This is a genomic window from Streptohalobacillus salinus (assembly GCF_003201605.1).
Lineage (GTDB): Bacteria > Bacillota > Bacilli > Bacillales > Amphibacillaceae > Streptohalobacillus > Streptohalobacillus salinus.
The window spans coordinates 250,151-266,898 of the sequence record NZ_QJJR01000001.1; the positions used below are offsets into that span (position 1 = coordinate 250,151).

General features: G+C 39.6%; 15 protein-coding genes, 1 tRNA gene and 2 riboswitches. Of the genes, 10 read left to right on the forward strand and 6 right to left on the reverse strand.

The window, feature by feature from the left end; translation table 11 throughout:
- Positions 1-40 precede the first annotated feature (40 nt).
- A complete protein-coding gene (locus DES38_RS01100) occupies positions 41-319 on the forward strand; it encodes a hypothetical protein (RefSeq protein ID WP_146206341.1) in 279 nt (92 codons plus the stop codon).
- A 62-nt stretch (positions 320-381) separates the two neighbouring features.
- Here DES38_RS01100 and DES38_RS01105 read toward each other — a convergent pair whose 3' ends face one another.
- Genes DES38_RS01105 through rodA form a run of 3 tightly spaced genes read right to left on the reverse strand, consistent with a single transcriptional unit; the run spans position 382 to position 3,135 of the window.
- Complete coding sequence (locus DES38_RS01105) at positions 382-813, reverse strand: GNAT family N-acetyltransferase (protein ID WP_110250234.1); 432 nt, start codon at positions 811-813, stop codon at positions 382-384.
- A gap of 37 nt (positions 814-850) precedes the next feature.
- Positions 851-1,960, reverse strand: a complete 1,110-nt coding sequence (gene ftsW / locus DES38_RS01110) for a putative lipid II flippase FtsW (RefSeq protein WP_110250235.1) — start codon at positions 1,958-1,960, stop codon at positions 851-853.
- Positions 1,961-1,971: 11 nt separating this feature from the next.
- The gene (rodA, locus tag DES38_RS01115; protein WP_110250236.1) at positions 1,972-3,135 is read right to left on the reverse strand and encodes a rod shape-determining protein RodA; all 1,164 of its coding nucleotides are present in this window, start codon (positions 3,133-3,135) and stop codon (positions 1,972-1,974) included.
- 255 nt (positions 3,136-3,390) lie between these two features.
- On the opposite strand from rodA, the gene DES38_RS01120 reads away from it, so the two are divergent.
- The 4 genes from DES38_RS01120 to DES38_RS01135 all read left to right on the forward strand — a co-directional run bounded on the left by DES38_RS01120 (position 3,391) and on the right by DES38_RS01135 (position 7,169).
- Positions 3,391-3,462, forward strand: a tRNA-Val gene (locus DES38_RS01120).
- A 257-nt stretch (positions 3,463-3,719) separates the two neighbouring features.
- Positions 3,720-4,448: an SDR family NAD(P)-dependent oxidoreductase gene (locus DES38_RS01125; RefSeq protein ID WP_110250237.1), complete on the forward strand. Its 729-nt coding sequence runs from the start codon at positions 3,720-3,722 to the stop codon at positions 4,446-4,448.
- Positions 4,449-4,615: 167 nt separating this feature from the next.
- Entirely contained in the window at positions 4,616-6,085 is a 1,470-nt protein-coding gene (locus tag DES38_RS01130) for a glycoside hydrolase family 43 protein (RefSeq protein WP_110250238.1), read from the forward strand.
- Between the two features lie 193 nt (positions 6,086-6,278).
- The gene (locus DES38_RS01135) at positions 6,279-7,169 is read left to right on the forward strand and encodes an immunoglobulin-like domain-containing protein (protein WP_110250239.1); all 891 of its coding nucleotides are present in this window, start codon (positions 6,279-6,281) and stop codon (positions 7,167-7,169) included.
- Between the two features lie 55 nt (positions 7,170-7,224).
- Here the strand turns inward: DES38_RS01135 and DES38_RS01140 are convergent, their stop codons facing one another.
- The 3 genes from DES38_RS01140 to DES38_RS01150 form a co-directional block, all read right to left on the reverse strand.
- On the reverse strand, positions 7,225-8,058 hold the full coding sequence (locus DES38_RS01140) for a sugar phosphate isomerase/epimerase family protein (protein ID WP_110250240.1): 834 nt from the start codon (positions 8,056-8,058) through the stop codon (positions 7,225-7,227).
- 86 nt (positions 8,059-8,144) lie between these two features.
- Positions 8,145-8,954, reverse strand: coding sequence for a VLRF1 family aeRF1-type release factor (locus DES38_RS01145; protein ID WP_110250241.1), 810 nt, complete (start codon positions 8,952-8,954; stop codon positions 8,145-8,147).
- A 339-nt stretch (positions 8,955-9,293) separates the two neighbouring features.
- Positions 9,294-10,076 carry an SDR family oxidoreductase gene (locus DES38_RS01150; protein WP_110250242.1) on the reverse strand — a complete coding sequence of 261 codons (783 nt, stop codon included), beginning with the start codon at positions 10,074-10,076 and terminating at the stop codon, positions 9,294-9,296.
- Between the two features lie 154 nt (positions 10,077-10,230).
- A riboswitch (SAM riboswitch) is annotated at positions 10,231-10,336 on the forward strand.
- 69 nt (positions 10,337-10,405) lie between these two features.
- A riboswitch (SAM riboswitch) is annotated at positions 10,406-10,509 on the forward strand.
- Positions 10,510-10,591: 82 nt separating this feature from the next.
- On the opposite strand from DES38_RS01150, the gene DES38_RS01155 reads away from it, so the two are divergent.
- The 5 genes from DES38_RS01155 (at position 10,592) to DES38_RS01175 (ending at position 16,738) form a co-directional block, all read left to right on the forward strand.
- Positions 10,592-12,364 carry a PLP-dependent aspartate aminotransferase family protein gene (locus tag DES38_RS01155; RefSeq protein ID WP_110250243.1) on the forward strand — a complete coding sequence of 591 codons (1,773 nt, stop codon included), beginning with the start codon at positions 10,592-10,594 and terminating at the stop codon, positions 12,362-12,364.
- Positions 12,365-12,426: 62 nt separating this feature from the next.
- Positions 12,427-13,398 (forward strand): aliphatic sulfonate ABC transporter substrate-binding protein, encoded by a 972-nt coding sequence (locus tag DES38_RS01160; protein ID WP_110250244.1) that lies wholly within the window; start codon positions 12,427-12,429, stop codon positions 13,396-13,398.
- A 33-nt stretch (positions 13,399-13,431) separates the two neighbouring features.
- Entirely contained in the window at positions 13,432-14,256 is an 825-nt protein-coding gene (locus DES38_RS01165; protein ID WP_110250245.1) for an ABC transporter permease, read from the forward strand.
- A 65-nt stretch (positions 14,257-14,321) separates the two neighbouring features.
- A complete protein-coding gene (locus tag DES38_RS01170) occupies positions 14,322-15,053 on the forward strand; it encodes an ABC transporter ATP-binding protein (protein ID WP_110250246.1) in 732 nt (243 codons plus the stop codon).
- A 41-nt stretch (positions 15,054-15,094) separates the two neighbouring features.
- A complete protein-coding gene (locus DES38_RS01175; RefSeq protein ID WP_110250247.1) occupies positions 15,095-16,738 on the forward strand; it encodes an AMP-binding protein in 1,644 nt (547 codons plus the stop codon).
- The last annotated feature ends 10 nt before the right edge of the window (positions 16,739-16,748 follow it).

Genomic DNA, 16,748 nt, shown 5'->3' on the forward strand with positions numbered 1-16,748 from the left:
TTGGTATTTAGGGAACTATAATCATAACAAGGAGGTGGCAATGATGGGCTATGTTTTACCTGTTGATAATTATCAATATCAAGCATATCATAATCGTGTAACCCAACCGGAGGTTGATCCATATCAGATTGAGCACCCAGCGCGGGTGGAGTTTTTCACCGATAATGAGGTGACCAGTCATTTTCAAACCATGGATAATTATTATCAAGGTGATGGAGATAAACGTGAGCGTGTACAGATACCTGTTCGTCCACCATTACCTAATCCGATTTTTCAAGAATTAACCGGACTTGGTCAAACCATTGATGCATATGTATAACAGGCGTTTTATAAATGAAGAAAGCACGTCTCAACTTTGTTGAGACGTGCTTTCTTCTGCTTTTACCTGTTAAGTTTTTTGATCATTTTAACGTGTTCAATGCCCGCCTCATAGAAAGGTTCAGAGGCTTGCTGATAACCAAGGTCTTGATAAAACTTTAGTGCATGGGTTTGTGCATTTAAAATGGCTTCATCTAGATCAAGATCTTGTAAGACCGTTTCAACAAAGCGCATCACCGCTTTGCCATAGCCCTGTTGACGGGCCTCCTTAATAATAGCAACCCGTTGTATTTTGCCTTGCTGATTTATTTTACGGATACGCGCCGCAGCAATGGGTTGGTCATTAAAGTAACCGACAATATGGATTGCTGTCGCATCCCATTGATCATGTTCAATCGTTGGGTCAACATCTTGTTCATCGACAAAGACAAGCGTTCTTACTTTTTTAGCTGCGGCAATGTCACGATCTGATGTCGCACGAATAAATCTAAGCATACGTCTCACTCCTTGCATAATCTGTATTCACACGTTATTAAACATCTTGAAGTGGCCGGCGGCCAGACACATTAACTAAAATACCACTCGCAACTAGCATAATAACTAAAGAGGTTCCACCATAACTAATAAAAGGTAATGGTATTCCGGTAATTGGAAGAAGTCCAGTGACGGCCCCCAAATTAATTAATGCTTGCGTTGTGATTTGCATCGTGATTCCTAAGGCAAGAAGCTTATAATAGAGGGGTTCAACTTGTTTTGCAATCATCACACCACGATATAAAATGACGCTATATGCGCCGATTACAACAATAATACCAATAACACCAAGTTCTTCAATAATAACTGCCATAATAAAATCCGTATGAGCTTCAGGTAAGTATCCTAGTTTTTGAATGCTATTCCCTAACCCGTTACCTAAAAAACCTCCCGTCGCAATGGAAACATAAGAGTTGACTAGCTGGTAGCCTGTATCACCAATGTCTTCAAAAGTATTAAAGAAACTGGAGATACGTTCCATTCGGTAAGGTTGTGCAATCGCCATGATAACAAACAAAGCTGTAGCGATAGACCCAAGCATAAAAATATGTTTACCACGTACCCCGCTGAACAGAATGATTAAACCACAAATCATTAGTAGATGTGTAGCAGTCCCTAAATCAGGTTGTAATAAAATTGCGGTAACAACAACAGATAAAACGGCAAGTGGTGGAAAGACACCATACCAAAAATCGTCAAAATAAGGTTTTCGTCGTGCGTAAAATGCGGAAAAATAAATTATCATAAATATTTTAATCATTTCAGAGGGCTGAAAAACAAACCCAGCTAAATTTAACCAACGTTGTGAAAAATTACGCTCTAGTCCAAACTGAGGTGTCAGGACAAGCAGAAGTAGTAAAATAGAAAAACCGACAAGTATAGGACTCATCTTAGCTAATGTTTTTAATGAAATGAAGATACTAATAACAAAAACGATTAATCCTAGAATAAAGAAGGTTAGTTGTCGGTCAAAGAAATATTGACCATTGTCATGGCGCATTGTTGCTAATGTATAACTTGAACTATAGACCATCACAAGCCCAAAGACACAAAGAACAAGAATAGCTGAGACAAGGACATAGTCAATATTTTTTAAACGTGTTTTCATCTATAGGACTCCTATTCAATCGATTCTTCATTCCCAAACATGTAGGTTTTTGTACGTAAATGAACACTCGTTACGAGACCAATCGCCAACATATTGGTTAGTAAGGCACTACCACCATAACTAACAAAGGGTAAGGCAAGGCCTGTAATCGGCATTAAGCCAATGGTCATCCCTATGTTTTGGAATATTTGGAACGTTAATAAACCAATCACACCGATGCACAAGTAAACACCAAAAAGTGAATTTGCTTGAAAAGCGATTGTGATGATTCGGTAAATGAGTAAGAAAAAGAAAATGACAAGCAGACTGGTCCCGATAAAGCCAAATTCTTCGCCAATTACTGCAAAAATAAAATCGGTATGTGCTTCAGGAATCCTCCCGGATTGCACCTGATAACCATCGGTATACCCAGAACCAGACAATTGTCCTGAACCAATCCCCAAAAGTGCTTGTTGTAGTTGATAACCAAATCCTTGTGAATGCCCTTGCGGATCTAGCCAACCATAGATTCTTGCTAGCTGGTGGCTTGGGACATGCGTTTCTAAAAACTCAATTTGGTAGAGAAACAAATAGATAACAGTTCCAAGTCCTAGTAAGCCTGTTCCAATAATAATAGCAATGATTTTTAATGAAAGGCTTGATATCAAAATTAACCCAACAACTGAGAATAAAATCATTAAGGTGGTTCCTAAATCAGGTTGGTTCAAAATCAGGTATAACGGAATCGCCGTATAAGCAAAAATTTTAAAGGTGACAAACAAACTTTCTTTGAATCCGAGTCGATATTTACCGGCTTTGGCTAATAGTGCAGAAATATGCATCACCAAAAAAATCTTCATAAATTCTGAGGGTTGTAATTCAATAAATCTAAAGTCAAGCCAGCGCTGTGATCCATTGCGCTCGATCCCAATTACTTCGACTGCGAGTAACATCATGATACCGGCGAGATAAAAAAGCCAGGTCCATTTTTCTAATAGTTCGAAATCAACAAATGCAACAACCATCATTGCAATAAGGCCGATAACAATAAAAACAAGTTGTCGCTTGATAAAATAAGTAGGGTCATCAGCGGCATATTGACCAGAACCACTATAAATGGCCAGTAAACCAAAGCTGAATAAGCCGAACAATAAAAACAACAATGTATAATCAATAGGTAATTTTTTTTGTGACATTTTACATTCCTCAATTTCTAATGGTAATTCGATAACGTCACATTTTTATTTTAAACAGTCAATAAAAAAATAAAAATGCACTCTATCTATCATACCAAAAAATGAGGGTTATGTGTTAATCTTACACCGGAAAGATTAAAAAGAAACACTTGACAATTGTTGGGGTCACGCGCTATTATTTAAAGACAGCTTCTTAACCTTCTTACTTTTTCACACGGTAATGAATGGTGAAGAAAATGTTGTTAACTTCATCATGGATCGTTAGTTCAGCGGGAGAATACTTGCTCGACAAGCAAGGGGTCACTGGTTCGAATCCAGTACGGTCCATACCATTAAGTCACTTTCTATAACCTTAGAAAGTGACTTTTTTACGTTTAATAAACAATGTCATTTCGACCAGTTGGATAGACTTATTACAACTGCTGGGTGACTATGTTTAACCTTGTGAGAGGGTCAATATTCACCGTTTCTGTTCAGGCTCTAGGTTTACGGTGGAGCATTTCCGGCTATTGATAAAGGATCAACCTGAAAAGTCTACCTGCTTAAAAATTTTATATCTTATTTGATTTGAAAGGGGCATATTCATGCGATTTAAAGATAAAACAGTCTTGGTTTCTGGTGGAGCGAATGGGATCGGCGAAGCAATTGCAAAAGCTTATTTAAACGAAGGTGCGAAGGTGATTATTGCAGATATTGATGATAAGAAAGGAAACCATCTGAAAGATAAATATGCACAACTCCATTTTTATCAAACTGATTTCCGCGAGATGGCTTCAATCGATCGATTGCTTGATGCAATGCATCATGATAAACATACAATTGATATATTAATTAATAACGTTGGAATTACCAAGGTGAAGCCCGTATTAGAATTGACAATCGAGGAGTGGCAAGAGGTAGTAGACATTAATCTTCGTAGTGTATTTATCCTGTCGCAATTTTTTGCTAAGCAAGTTAAAAAAGGTGGGGCAATTGTTAATATTTCTTCAACACGATCACTTATGTCTGAGGCAAACACGGAAAGTTATGCTGCCTCAAAGGGTGGTATTGATGCACTAACCCATGCGCTTGCAGTTAGTTTAAGTGAAAGAAATATTGTTGTTAACGCGATTCGTCCTGGTTGGATTGCAACCGAAAACTATAATGATTTGTCACAAACAGATCATCAACAACACCCAAGTAATCGGGTAGGTAAACCCAAAGATATTGCCCGCATGTGCTTGTATTTAACAGACCCAAACAATGATTTTATTACTGGTGAACATGTAACAATCGATGGTGGGATGACTAAAAAAATGATTTATCGTGATTAGCAGAGCGTACGCACTTTTAAGCAAGTAATTAGATTGGTATATGACGGATCATTCATAAATGTTTAATAATTAGTGATTTATCTATGCTTTTTGGAGTGTGATTGTACGGATTTCGGATTACAGTTAAAGTAGAAATCTCTACATATCAAAAGAAAAGAGGAAATGAGATGACCACATATCAAAATCCTGTCTTATCCGGTTTCTATCCTGATCCGAGTGTGATTCGCGTTGATGAGGATTATTATTTAGTGACAAGTACGTTTGAATTTGTTCCAGGTGTGCCGATTTTTCACAGCAAAAACTTAAAAGATTGGAAGCGGATTGGTTACTGTATTAGCCGTGAAAGTCAGCTTTCACTAAAAGATGCAGAGCGTTCGGCAGGCATTTATGCACCAACCTTACGTCACCATGACGGTGTATTCTACATGATTACGACCGATGTAAATGGCATCGGAAATTTTTATGTAAAAACAACAGATCCGAGCGGAGAATGGAGCGATCCGATTCGACTCCCATACGGTAACATTGATCCATCGCTGTTTTTTGATGACGACGGAAAAGTCTACGTCACTGCTCAAGAAGGTGAAGCATATCAGTCACATATTATTCAGTATGAAATAGATATTGAAACGGGTAAAGCGCTTACTAAGCCTGTTCACGTGTTTGATGGTGATGGTGGTCCATGGCTTGAAGGGCCGCATTTATATAAGATCGATGGGCGCTATCTAATGATGTGTGCATCGGGTGGTACCGATGTTGACCACCGTGAAATCATTGGTACAGGAACAAATCCTTATGGTCCATTTCATTGCTACCCCGACGAGATTTTAACCCATCGTGATCAACCTCATCATCCCATTCAAGCACTAGGGCATGCAGATCTTGTTGAAGATCATTTCGGGGATTGGTGGATGGTTTGTCTTGCCACCCGGCCCAATGGATTAAATACGGTGTTGGGAAGAGAAACATATTTGGTACCTGTGACATTTAACGACGATGGGATTCCAATGGCTCACCGCGTTGATGAAACAATGAAGATTGATCGCCCGCTATTAAAGGTTCCAAGTGAAACTGCACAACTAAATGATTTCTTCTATTTACGTGAAAAACCTAAAGGGCTTGAGATAAGTGATACGTTTATCCGATTTAAGCAAGGAAAGCAAGCGTTGTCAGCCTCACGACCAGCTCCGGCAGCTGTCTTCACTCGCCAAGTATCAAGAGATTTTCGTTTCTCAGTAGATGTATCAAGTGATTTCACAACTGCCATGACTGCGGGCATTACGCTCTTTATGAATGAGTTTGTTCATATCACCTTATCATTAACTAGAAAAGACGGTCAGTTGATGGCGACTCTTGAGAAAAAAACCGAAATGCAACAGTCTATCATTCGCACACAAGCAATTCCTGATCGTGACCATATTAGATTAACCGTTATCGGTACGAAATCATCCTATCAGTTTCTTGTTGATGATAACGAGACCGAAGTGAACCTTGGGATTGTTGCAACTGAATCCGTTGCAATTGAACAAAATAATCATGACCGTTTAATCTTTACAGGTATGGTAATCGGTCTTTATGTTGAAGGGGATTTATCGGCGCCAGTACAGTTTTCTAACATTAACCATCAACGTCTTTAATATTTTTCTGCGAATCATTCCTTGTTTAGGATTGATTCGTTTTTTTTTTTTTTGAGGGAGTATAAATATGCAACAAAACAATCTTAGAGTGATAATCCTTAGTAACGAATCAATGTATCCTTACGACTAATGTTGCAACCGAGTAAAAAAAGGGAAGAGTATCCTATAGGAATAATAAGTGAGGAGGGATTTGATGACAAAGTATCTGATTTTATTGTTAACACTATTAACCGTTGGTTGTGCTAATGGTGAGCCACAACCAAATGGCGAAGACATTGAGCGCGATGAAGCAAGTACGCAAGAACTAATGGCGTCGATTGAAACAGGAAGTAATCCAGTAGAAGAATTGCCAGTAACTCTAATTCAACAAGATCGTAATCCAGAAGTATTAGCTGATAAACTAGATGCAGAAGTCCTAACCGGTGAATATTTTCTTCATAATGGATCTGGGAAATTTGGTTATGGTGTGACAGGAGGATTTATTGACGAAACTGAAGCGGTTAGCGTTAACCTTATGAGTCATGATGGCGAAGTTGAAGTCAAAGATCACCTACAAATTACCTTGTATCAAGTGGATAAGAATTTGATGCTGACGCAGATAAATCAAACAAGTTACACGGATTTATCAATTGGCAGTGATACGGCATTAGAAGTATTTGAGGTACCAGAAGAATTAGGGGTTTATCTTGTTTATCTCACTTTTATTGATGAAGAGGGGGAGATGATTGACCAATTGATTCAACCCATTTATCAATTAGAGGCTGAACACCATGCTAGTTTGGATGTTGAAGCAAATGAAGCAACAGAAGAGATGACATTGATGCTGAATAATCACGCCATTATTCCAATTTCATTGGGTATGCATTATCAAATTGAACAAAAAGTAGGGAACACGTGGTACCAGGTCCCTTTAGATTTAGCTTTTATTGAGATTCAGTTGACACTCGGTTACAATCAGGTGCATGAACAAGCCATCGATATCAGTCAGTTAGAGAGTGGTGATTACCGAGTCGTTAAGTCATTTTTTGATGTGATGAACCAACAGCAAACAACCTTAGCTAAAGAATTTTCTATCGATGAATGATTGACACTGAAAAAGCAACCATCTGGTGTCAACAATGGGCACGAGACGGTTGCTTTTATAATGTTATAGCGTATTGTTTAGCAATGCTTTTAATATAGGCACTCGCTTGATCGTAGCTCGCTTCATCATTTAAATGTTCAATAATAACAGGAAGGTCAGGATCAAGTTGGTTAAGTGATTGTAAGAGTATCGAATAATCGAGGCTGCCTTCTCCCGGAATCACTTCATTTAACTGGACAGTTAAATGGCCGGTTAGGGTAATGTCTTTTAAATGTGCACTTCGAATATGAGGCCCTAATGTCTCAATGAAATCTTCAATCATGCGTCCATTTTTATAATAGCGTTTAGGACTATTAATAATATTGACAGGATCAAAATGAACCTTAAAATGATCACGATTGACCCAATCAATCAGCTTTTGATAGTCAAACGAATCACTGGGAGGCGTATGAGGCATCATTTCTAAACAAAAATCAGTCGTTTTTGGTTGAACATCATCAATTATTTCTTGCACGACTGTCGCTATTTTTTCGAAAGTAGCCATCTGGTAATGATCAGGATGTGGACCATCCCAAACGGTTCCCAGGGACCCGGCGATATTGATACAAACTCTTGCGCCTAATTCATCAGCAAATGCTAATTGCTTTTTGAGGTAGTCAATTGCTTGACGTTGTTTTTCGATATTGGTATGAAGTGGGTTACTCCACGCCCCTACTTCTGCGAGCATCACATCGTGGGCTAAAGCTATTTGTTGGTAATCCCGTTTTTCAGTTTCACTTGCGGTATGGTTGATTGGAACGACTGCACTTCTAAAACCTTTTTCTACATGTTTAGTTATCCATGTCTCTGGATTTAACACATCGACGAAAACATAGCCACCTAGACGCATGAATGTGCCTTCTTTCTATAAGTTTTCTATCCCTCTGCAATAAAATGGAACTACTACAGTTAATAGTAGTTCCATGACTGCGCTGATTAAACTTTATGCACTTCTTTAATGATTTTGTCGGGCTTTTCATCTAACATATTTTTATCGATGAACGTGTGAATATCTTTATTCATCGCTTTAGCTAAATCTTTAGTCTCTTCTGGATCACCCATCATATAAATATATTCAAGACCATCTTCTTTTGCGAGCTTATCTAAATCTGGTGCAATGGATTTATACCAGCGGTGTCGGTTAGCTTCAAAACGAGCTAAAAATTGTTCGCGAATGTTTACACTTTTTCCGCTGCCACCCATTGTGGTATGATTTCGATTGACTGATGGATGTTTACGCCAGTCTTCAGTATCAAGATCTAGTTCATAATTAACGGTGTCTATGCATTTACCTAATTCAGTGACAACAACCTGAATGGCTTCTTTTTGGGTTAAAATAACACCTACACGAGGGTACTCTTGATGCAAGCGAATGAGTTGATCAACCTTAGCAATTTCTTCCCAGAAAAACTCTGTTTCAACAGGTACTTGCAGAATCTCTGCAAAAACCAATCCATCTGATGGTGTCGCAAAGATGATCACGCTTTTTTGTAAGTCCAGTTCATATTCATTAAAGAAATTATTGACTTGTTCGATAACTTTCTTGAAATTGTTCAGTTCGTCTTCACTATCTTCCGTTTTTAAATACTTTTTAAAGTTATTCAATCCGTTTTTTAAATGAATCCGCCATTCGCCACCTTGTTGATCGGGGTCAGAAGGGTCGGTATTTAAATACATCGTAAACACACGTTCAGGTTTTTCTAAATAAATACTTTCTAGCTTTTTGATTGTTTTAGTAAGTTCCATATGCACGCCTCCATTTAAAAAAGTAATGTTTCACTATACAAAGTATTTATCCTTAAAGTGTAACCGCTAAACATATTTAATTAAGTTCTTTTTTTAAACCCATTTTATAAAATAATTGGGGGGCAGAGACGTAAAGGTTTTTAGTTGTACTAGACTATCATATTAGAATAGATAGGTTTACAAACAATGGATAGACGTTTGCTCAGAGAGCTTGGCCGAACATGCGTTTAACTTTATTTTTTCTTTTTCGAGACTTATTCATTGGGATAGACGATAAACGTGACTGGTCTTGTACCGTGCGTTAGGATAAGACGAGGAATTTTTTCACTCTTGGCTTAGTTAGAGTAAAGTAGAGCCCCCGTCAATATAGACTTCTGTTCCGGTAATGTGTGAGGATAAATCAGAGGCAAGAAAATAAACCAAGTTGCTTACTTCCTTAGGTTCTGCGCCATCATGTTTCAGCGGCTGTGCCCCTTCTGGATAATTAACAGGGATATCAACTTTCTTTAGACGTTGATGTTCAAAATCAGTGTTATCCATAATGTTTGTTTTCACAAAACCTGGACAAATCATATTCACGCGAATGTTGTAATTTGACAGTTCTAAGGCTGCCATTTTACCAAATGCCATTTGCGCTGCTTTACTTGCGCTATAGAGTGACATACCTATGTTTCCAAATTCTCGATTGCCATTTACTGAACTGGTAATGACGACGCTCCCGCCATTGGTTTTTAAGTGTGGGACGACGTATTTCATGGTTAAGAATGTGCCTTTGAAATTTGTTTCAAGCGTATGATGCCAGTCTTGTTCGGTTAAATCTTCAATGGGAGCGACATGGCCGTTAACACCGGCATTAATAAAGGCAATGTCCAAATGACCAAACCCTTCAACTAGTCCGTCAATTGCTTGTTTTAATCCAGCTGCATCACTAACGTCAGCCGTGCGAAAGTGTAAGCGATCGTGATGATCGATATCTTCTTTGAGTGCCTGTAAAGCTTCGCCATCAACATCAATTAAACCAACCTTAGCCCCTTCTTTTAGAAAGCGTTTTGCGGTACTTCTGCCAATACCAGAGCTGCCTCCTGTAATAATCGCAACTTTATCTAATAGAGATTGTGACATAATCTTACTCCCTTCTAGTTATGGATACCTTTAATTGGTTTATACCACTTAAGTCAACTTTTACTCATGTTTCCGAAAAAAAATAAAGTTTTTTCGAAAACGCACTGGACATGTCGGAATTTTATGCTATACTCTTATTAATCAAATAATTCAGACATTATCAAGAGTGAACGAGAGATCTGGCTCTACGACTTCACGGCAACCTCCCGCTTGGAAAGGTGCCTCTACCAGCAAAACCATTAGGTTTTGATTGATGAGTTCAACAACAGGTAAAGACCTGCTTCTCATCATGAAGCAGGTCTTTTTGTTTGATTTGACAATTGAATAGTAACTTATCTAGAGAGACTGAGGGACAGGCCCGAAGACGTCCAGCAACCTAACGTAATCGTTAAGGTGCTAAAGCCTGAGTGATGATGCATCACGCCGATAAGAAGAACAGGGGCCCCTTCTTATCGAAAGGGTCTTTTTCTATTGCGTTAACCCATACCAAATATATGTCAAAAAGGAGAATGATTATGTCAGAATCAACGAACTACCAATCAGAAACACTTGCATTACATGGAGGGACTGCACCGGATCCCACAACGGGTGCACGCGCTGTACCCATTTACCAATCAACATCGTTTGTATTTGAAAATACAACACACGCCGAGCAATTATTCAGTTTAGATGAACCGGGTCATATTTACAGTCGTATTGGCAACCCTACTGTTGAAGCTTTTGAAAAGCGTATTGCTTTACTAGAAGAAGGGGTACAAGCTGTTGCGGTCAGCTCTGGAATGGCTGCCATTACGTTAGCGTTATTAAACCTTGCAGGTAGTGGTGATGAAATTATTGCAACTAAAAACCTTTATGGTGGAACTTATAATTTGTTTAAACATACGTTACCACGTTATGGGATTACCGTTCATTTTATTGAACCTGATCAACCCGAAGCGATTACAAAACTGGTAAACGCAAACACTAAAGCCGTTTTTGCAGAGATCATTGGGAATCCTAATTTACATGTTCTTGATGTAGCCGCTTATAGTGAGGTTGCACATGAAAATGGGTTACCATTAATTGTTGATAATACGTTTGCGACACCGCATGTGATTAAGCCAATACAACACGGTGCTGATATCGTTGTACATTCACTGACAAAGTGGATTGGAGGGCACGGGACAACAATTGGCGGAGTAATCATTGACGGAGGCCAATTTGATTGGGCAACAGAACGATTTAACGCTTTTACTGAGCCTGATCCCAGCTACAACAATATCGTCTTCCATGATGCCTTCGGCTCATTGGCTTATGGCGTCCGTTTAAGGGTACAACTCTTACGTGATTTTGGTTCATGTTTAAGTGCGGATAGTGCATTTCGTTTTATTCAAGGTTTAGAAACGTTAGCACTCCGTATTGAACGCCATAACATTAATGCACTTAAAATTGCCCGATACCTTCTCGAACATGAAGCGGTTGAATGGGTGAACTATCCGGGATTGCCTGTTCATCCTAGTCACACATTGAGTAAACAACAATTTAAGCATGGCTTTGGTTCGGTTATTACCTTTGGTGTTAAAGGCGGAAAAGAAGCAGGGGTGAAACTGATTGAAGCAGTCGCTTTATTCTCGCATGTTGCGAATGTCGGCGATGCTAAATCGTTAATCATTCATCCAGCCTCAACAACCCATCAACAATTATCGGAAGCAGACTTAGCTGAAGGTGGTATATCCGGTGACTTGGTACGCTTATCGATTGGACTCGAACATGTCGATGATTTGATTCGTGATTTAGATCAAGCACTGAGCAGCGCAACTGGCAACAGTAAACAAACGGAAATTGTGATCAATGACGAAGGTGTAATAAAACGCGCCTTAAAAACAAGCAAAAAAGATAGTGATAACCAGACAGAACCTAAAACAATTGCGGTGGTTGGTTTAAGTGGGAAAGAAACACGACCGAGTTATCGTTTGGCCCGTAAAATGCAACGGTTAGGTTATCGGATTATTCCAGTCAATCCGAGAGAAACTGAAGTACTTGGTGAGAAAAGTTATCCAGATTTATTAAGTATTGATGAACCTGTTGATATTGTACAGGTCTTTCGGAAAAAAGAGGCAGCGGTTGGAATAGCCAAAGAAGCGATCCAACTAAAGCCAGAAGTATTTTGGCTTCAAGAAGGGGTTGTCTCTGATGAGGCTTGTGAACTCGTCAAGTCAGCCGGCATTAATGTGGTACACAACCGTTGTACTTATAAAGAAGCTCAACGTTTACGCGGAAGCGTTGTTACCTACAGTTGTGACATTTAAGGATCCAGATCTTCATTTATTAACAACGAAAGACTAAACAAACGGAAAAGGGGACGATCTAAATGAGAAAGCGATTAATGGTTTTACTTTTAAGTGTTGTGTTGATAACGGCTTGCCAAAGTGCTGAGGGGAGTGATAAGCCGAAGGAAATACGCCTTGATTATGCTTATTATTCACCGACTAGTCTAATCTTACGCGAATTTAACTGGGTAGAGGAAGCATTTAGTGAAGAAGATATTGAAGTTGAGTGGGTGTTAAGTCAAGGTTCAAATAAAGCACTTGAATTTTTAAATGCAAATAGTATTGACTTTGGATCAACCGCCGGAGCAGCAGCGCTCATTTCAAAAACAAACGGTTCACCGATCGAAAATGTCTATATTTATTCTAAACCAGAATGGACAGCACTTGTGACTAACGAAAACAGTGAGATTACTACCGTCGATGACTTGGTTGGTAAAAAAATAGCTGCAACAATTGGAACCGATCCCTATATTTTCTTATTACGCACCTTAGATGCACATGGAATTGATGAATCTGAAGTAGAAATTATTAATTTACAACACCATGATGGTGCGCTCGCGTTAAGTGAAGGACAAGTTGATGCATGGGCAGGCCTTGATCCACACATGGCCCGTTTAGAATTAGAAGAAGGCGCAAAACTTTTTTTCAGAGAGCCTGATTACAATACGTTTGGCTTTTTAAATGCTCGAACTGAATTTATTGAACAATATCCCGACTATACCGAGCGGGTTATCAAACTATATGAAAAAGCAAGAAAGTGGGCCATTGAACATCCTGATGAAGCAGCAGAAATAGTCAGTAAGCATGCAGGTATTGACCTTGATGTAGCTAAACAACAGCTAACTCGCAATGATTTTAGTGAGCCGATACCTAGTGACACACATAAGACGCAATTAATAGAGGCGGGTGAAATTTTAAAACGAGGTGGGGTCATCGACAGTGAACATGAGATTGAAACATTTGTTGAGGCATTGATTGAACCGCGTTTTAGTGAAAAGGTTATTGCAGAATAAGTCTGGAGTTTGCAAAAGAGAGGGGAGAAGCTAATGAAAGCAATCGAATACGTTCAAAAACCATATCGACGGGTAGCTTTGTCTCAGGCGCAAAAACGACAGCTGTCAGAAAAGACGAAAGGAACCCTGCGTGCGTGGATTGTACCTGTGATTGTTCTTATTATCTGGGAGATTGCGAGTCGTCTTGGCTGGGTATTAAGCTACCAATTACCTGCTCCGACGGTCGTTTTTGAAGAAGGTATGACGTTATTTACTGAAGGGTTACTGGTTAATCATATAGGTTATACGTTATTTCGTGTACTGGTTGGGTTTTTAATTGGGAGTGGTGTTGCTATTTTATTAAGTGTATTACTTACTGTGCATCCGGTGATGACCGATTTGTTTGATCCAATTATTCAAGGGCTCCGCGCCATTCCTTCACTCGCTTGGGTGCCCCTGTTTATTCTCTGGATGGGAATCGGCGAGAGTTCAAAAATTGCACTCATCAGTTTAGGGGTATTTTTCCCGGTTTACTTGAATGTCGCTGCAAGTATTTTGACGGTCGATCGAAAGTTAGTTGAAGTTGGTGAAGTATTCCGATTTAGTAAACGAGAAAAAATTACGAAAATATTGATTCCTTACACATTGCCTCAATTATTTACAGGATTGAGAACTGGTCTTGGGTTGGGTTGGATGTTTGTCGTCGCTGCTGAACTTATGGGTGCAAGTGTTGGGCTTGGGTATTTATTAGTATTGGGTCAAAACACACTTTCACCAGAAACGATTTTGGTTAGTATTCTGCTCTTTTTAATTATCGGAAAAATCACGGATGGTTTTCTGAAGGCGTTAGAGCGTCGTCTAGTTTTTTGGCAACACTGATCATAAATCGTTAAGGAAAATGAACCTAGCACTGTGCATTGAAATAAAGAAGAGGGGTGGTTATCGTGCTTTTAGAGTTAGTCGGGTTATCAAAGGCTTTTGGTCAAACAAAAATATTGGATAATATTCACCTAGAAGTTAACGAAGGCGAAGTCATTGCTTTTATTGGAACAAGTGGTTGTGGTAAAAGTACCCTGCTTCGTTTGATTGCAGGTTTAGATAAGTCGTATGAAGGGACAATTAAATGTTCTGGAGAGAAAGTTACAGGGGTTCATGAAGATTTGCATGTGATCTTTCAAGAATCACGTCTGTTTCCATGGCTTACGGTAAAGCAAAATATCGAAGTGGGATTGGTTGAAAAAAATGAAGCAAGCCTCGCTCGCGCTGAGCGTTTTTTAGGTCATGTTGGCCTAGCCGAAGAAGGGCGGTTATTACCCGAAGCCCTCTCCGGCGGTATGGCTCAGCGTGTCGCAATCGCCAGAGCTTTAGTCAGTCAGCCAAGGTTATTGTTGCTCGACGAGCCGTTTAGTGCGTTGGATCAGCTAACGAAGTTGGACTTGCAGCATTTACTGCAAAAAATACACCAGAAATACCAAACAACGATGCTACTTGTAACGCACGACATTGAAGAAGCCATTTATTTAGCAGACCGAATCGTGGTATTAAAGAATAATCCAGGCGAAATCAAACAAGTATTAACAGTTACTGAGCCGCGTCCGAGAAAGCGGACCAGTCCATCGTTTATTAAACAAAAACAAACATTACTCACTCTATTGGATAAAGCAAACCATGCGTGAAGAAGCAGTCGATAGGTTGGGTGAACAAAGGGGGATTCAAGATGGCGTTAGCACCGGTAAAAGGGCAGTATCATTTACAAAATTACAAAAAAACGTATCAGCAGTTTGATTGGCGAGAAGAAACTGAATTTATAAATGGTGAAAAACCCATCAATTTAACTTTTCACGCCATTGATCGCCATATTGAAGAGGGGTATGGTGAAAAACCAGCCCTTCATTACGTAAAAGATAATCAAACGATAACGAAGACATTTCATGAAGTGAAATTCGAAATTGATCGGTATGTGGAGGTGTTGCGTACCGAAGGTGTGAAGCAGGGTGACCGTGTCTTTGTATTTCTACCAAAAGAACCAGCGTGCTACATTGCAATACTTGCGGTTATTCGAATCGGCGCAATTGCATGTCCATTATTTGAAGGGTTTATGACCGAGGCTATTCATGCGCGTATTATTGATGCAAGTGGTCAAGTATTAATCACAAATAAGGCACTTGCAAAGCGCATCCACCTGAATCAGTTACCGAGTTTACAACTGACAATCTACACCGAAGAGGTTGAAACACGTGTATTAACCGGCGATGATTATGTTGAATGGGTCACACCAGAGACACCAATGTTAATCCACTATACTAGTGGATCCACGGGAAAGCCAAAAGGTGTAGTCCATGCACACCGAAGCTTTGTGCACCACTTGGTAACGGGGAAATGGGTGCTTGATTTACACGATGATGATATTTATTGGTGCACCTCTCATCCAGGTTGGGTGACTGGTAGTGTTTACGGTATATTCAGTCCTTGGTTAAATCGAGCGACGGTAGTGATTGTCGATGGACGGTATGATGCTAAACGTTGGTATCGTGTCTTAGAAGACTTAAAGGTTACGGTTTTTTATAGCGCACCAACCGCATTTCGGATGTTAAAATCAGAACAAGATTTACACCTGAACTATGATCTGTCGCATTTACGTCACGTACTAAGTGTCGGAGAACCATTAAATCCCGAAGTGATTGATTGGGCATACCGTGCGTGGGGAAAACGGATTCATGATACCTGGTGGATGACTGAAACGGGTGGTCATTTAGTCGTAAACTTACCGAGTCAGCCCATTAAACCTGGATCAATGGGTCGCCCACTACCGGGGATTAAAGTAAAAGTAATTGATGAAGCGGGATTAGAAGTGGCGCCTGGAACTGTTGGCCAATTAGCGGTCGTTGCCCCGTGGCCAGGGCTCATGCATGCCATTTGGCAAGATGAAACAAAATATCAATCATACTTTAATCAAACAGGAGATTATCTATCCGGTGATTATTGTTACCAGGATGAAGATGGCTATATTTTTTTCACAGGTAGAAAAGATGATTTAATCAACACCCAAGGCGAGCGCGTCGGCCCTTTTGAAGTAGAAAGTACATTATTAAAACACGAAGCAATTAAAGAAGCCGCTGTTATCGGAAAGCCCGATCCGTTACGCGGGGAAATTGTGAAAGCTTTTGTGACATTAAATCGTTCTTTTACACCGACTGAAGCGCTGCATCAATCATTGATCCAATTTGTTCGCGCGCAGTTAGCACCGCACGCAGCACCGAAAGAGATTGAGTATTTAGCAGAGTTACCGAAAACAAAAATAAGCGGAAAAATTTTACGTCGTGAATTAAGAGAAATTGACGCTGCCAGCCTGACATCATAAGCGGATGAAG

Excerpts from the sequence above, each read along its gene's own strand:
- DES38_RS01100 (WP_146206341.1), top strand. The coding sequence starts at position 41 with ATGATGGGCTATGTTTTACCTGTTGATAATTATCAATATCAAGCATAT.
- DES38_RS01105 (WP_110250234.1), bottom strand. The coding sequence starts at position 813 with ATGCTTAGATTTATTCGTGCGACATCAGATCGTGACATTGCCGCAGCT.
- ftsW (WP_110250235.1), bottom strand. The coding sequence starts at position 1,960 with ATGAAAACACGTTTAAAAAATATTGACTATGTCCTTGTCTCAGCTATT.
- rodA (WP_110250236.1), bottom strand. The coding sequence starts at position 3,135 with ATGTCACAAAAAAAATTACCTATTGATTATACATTGTTGTTTTTATTG.
- DES38_RS01125 (WP_110250237.1), top strand. The coding sequence starts at position 3,720 with ATGCGATTTAAAGATAAAACAGTCTTGGTTTCTGGTGGAGCGAATGGG.
- DES38_RS01130 (WP_110250238.1), top strand. The coding sequence starts at position 4,616 with ATGACCACATATCAAAATCCTGTCTTATCCGGTTTCTATCCTGATCCG.
- DES38_RS01135 (WP_110250239.1), top strand. The coding sequence starts at position 6,279 with ATGACAAAGTATCTGATTTTATTGTTAACACTATTAACCGTTGGTTGT.
- DES38_RS01140 (WP_110250240.1), bottom strand. The coding sequence starts at position 8,058 with ATGCGTCTAGGTGGCTATGTTTTCGTCGATGTGTTAAATCCAGAGACA.
- DES38_RS01145 (WP_110250241.1), bottom strand. The coding sequence starts at position 8,954 with ATGGAACTTACTAAAACAATCAAAAAGCTAGAAAGTATTTATTTAGAA.
- DES38_RS01150 (WP_110250242.1), bottom strand. The coding sequence starts at position 10,076 with ATGTCACAATCTCTATTAGATAAAGTTGCGATTATTACAGGAGGCAGC.
- DES38_RS01155 (WP_110250243.1), top strand. The coding sequence starts at position 10,592 with ATGTCAGAATCAACGAACTACCAATCAGAAACACTTGCATTACATGGA.
- DES38_RS01160 (WP_110250244.1), top strand. The coding sequence starts at position 12,427 with ATGAGAAAGCGATTAATGGTTTTACTTTTAAGTGTTGTGTTGATAACG.
- DES38_RS01165 (WP_110250245.1), top strand. The coding sequence starts at position 13,432 with ATGAAAGCAATCGAATACGTTCAAAAACCATATCGACGGGTAGCTTTG.
- DES38_RS01175 (WP_110250247.1), top strand. The coding sequence starts at position 15,095 with ATGGCGTTAGCACCGGTAAAAGGGCAGTATCATTTACAAAATTACAAA.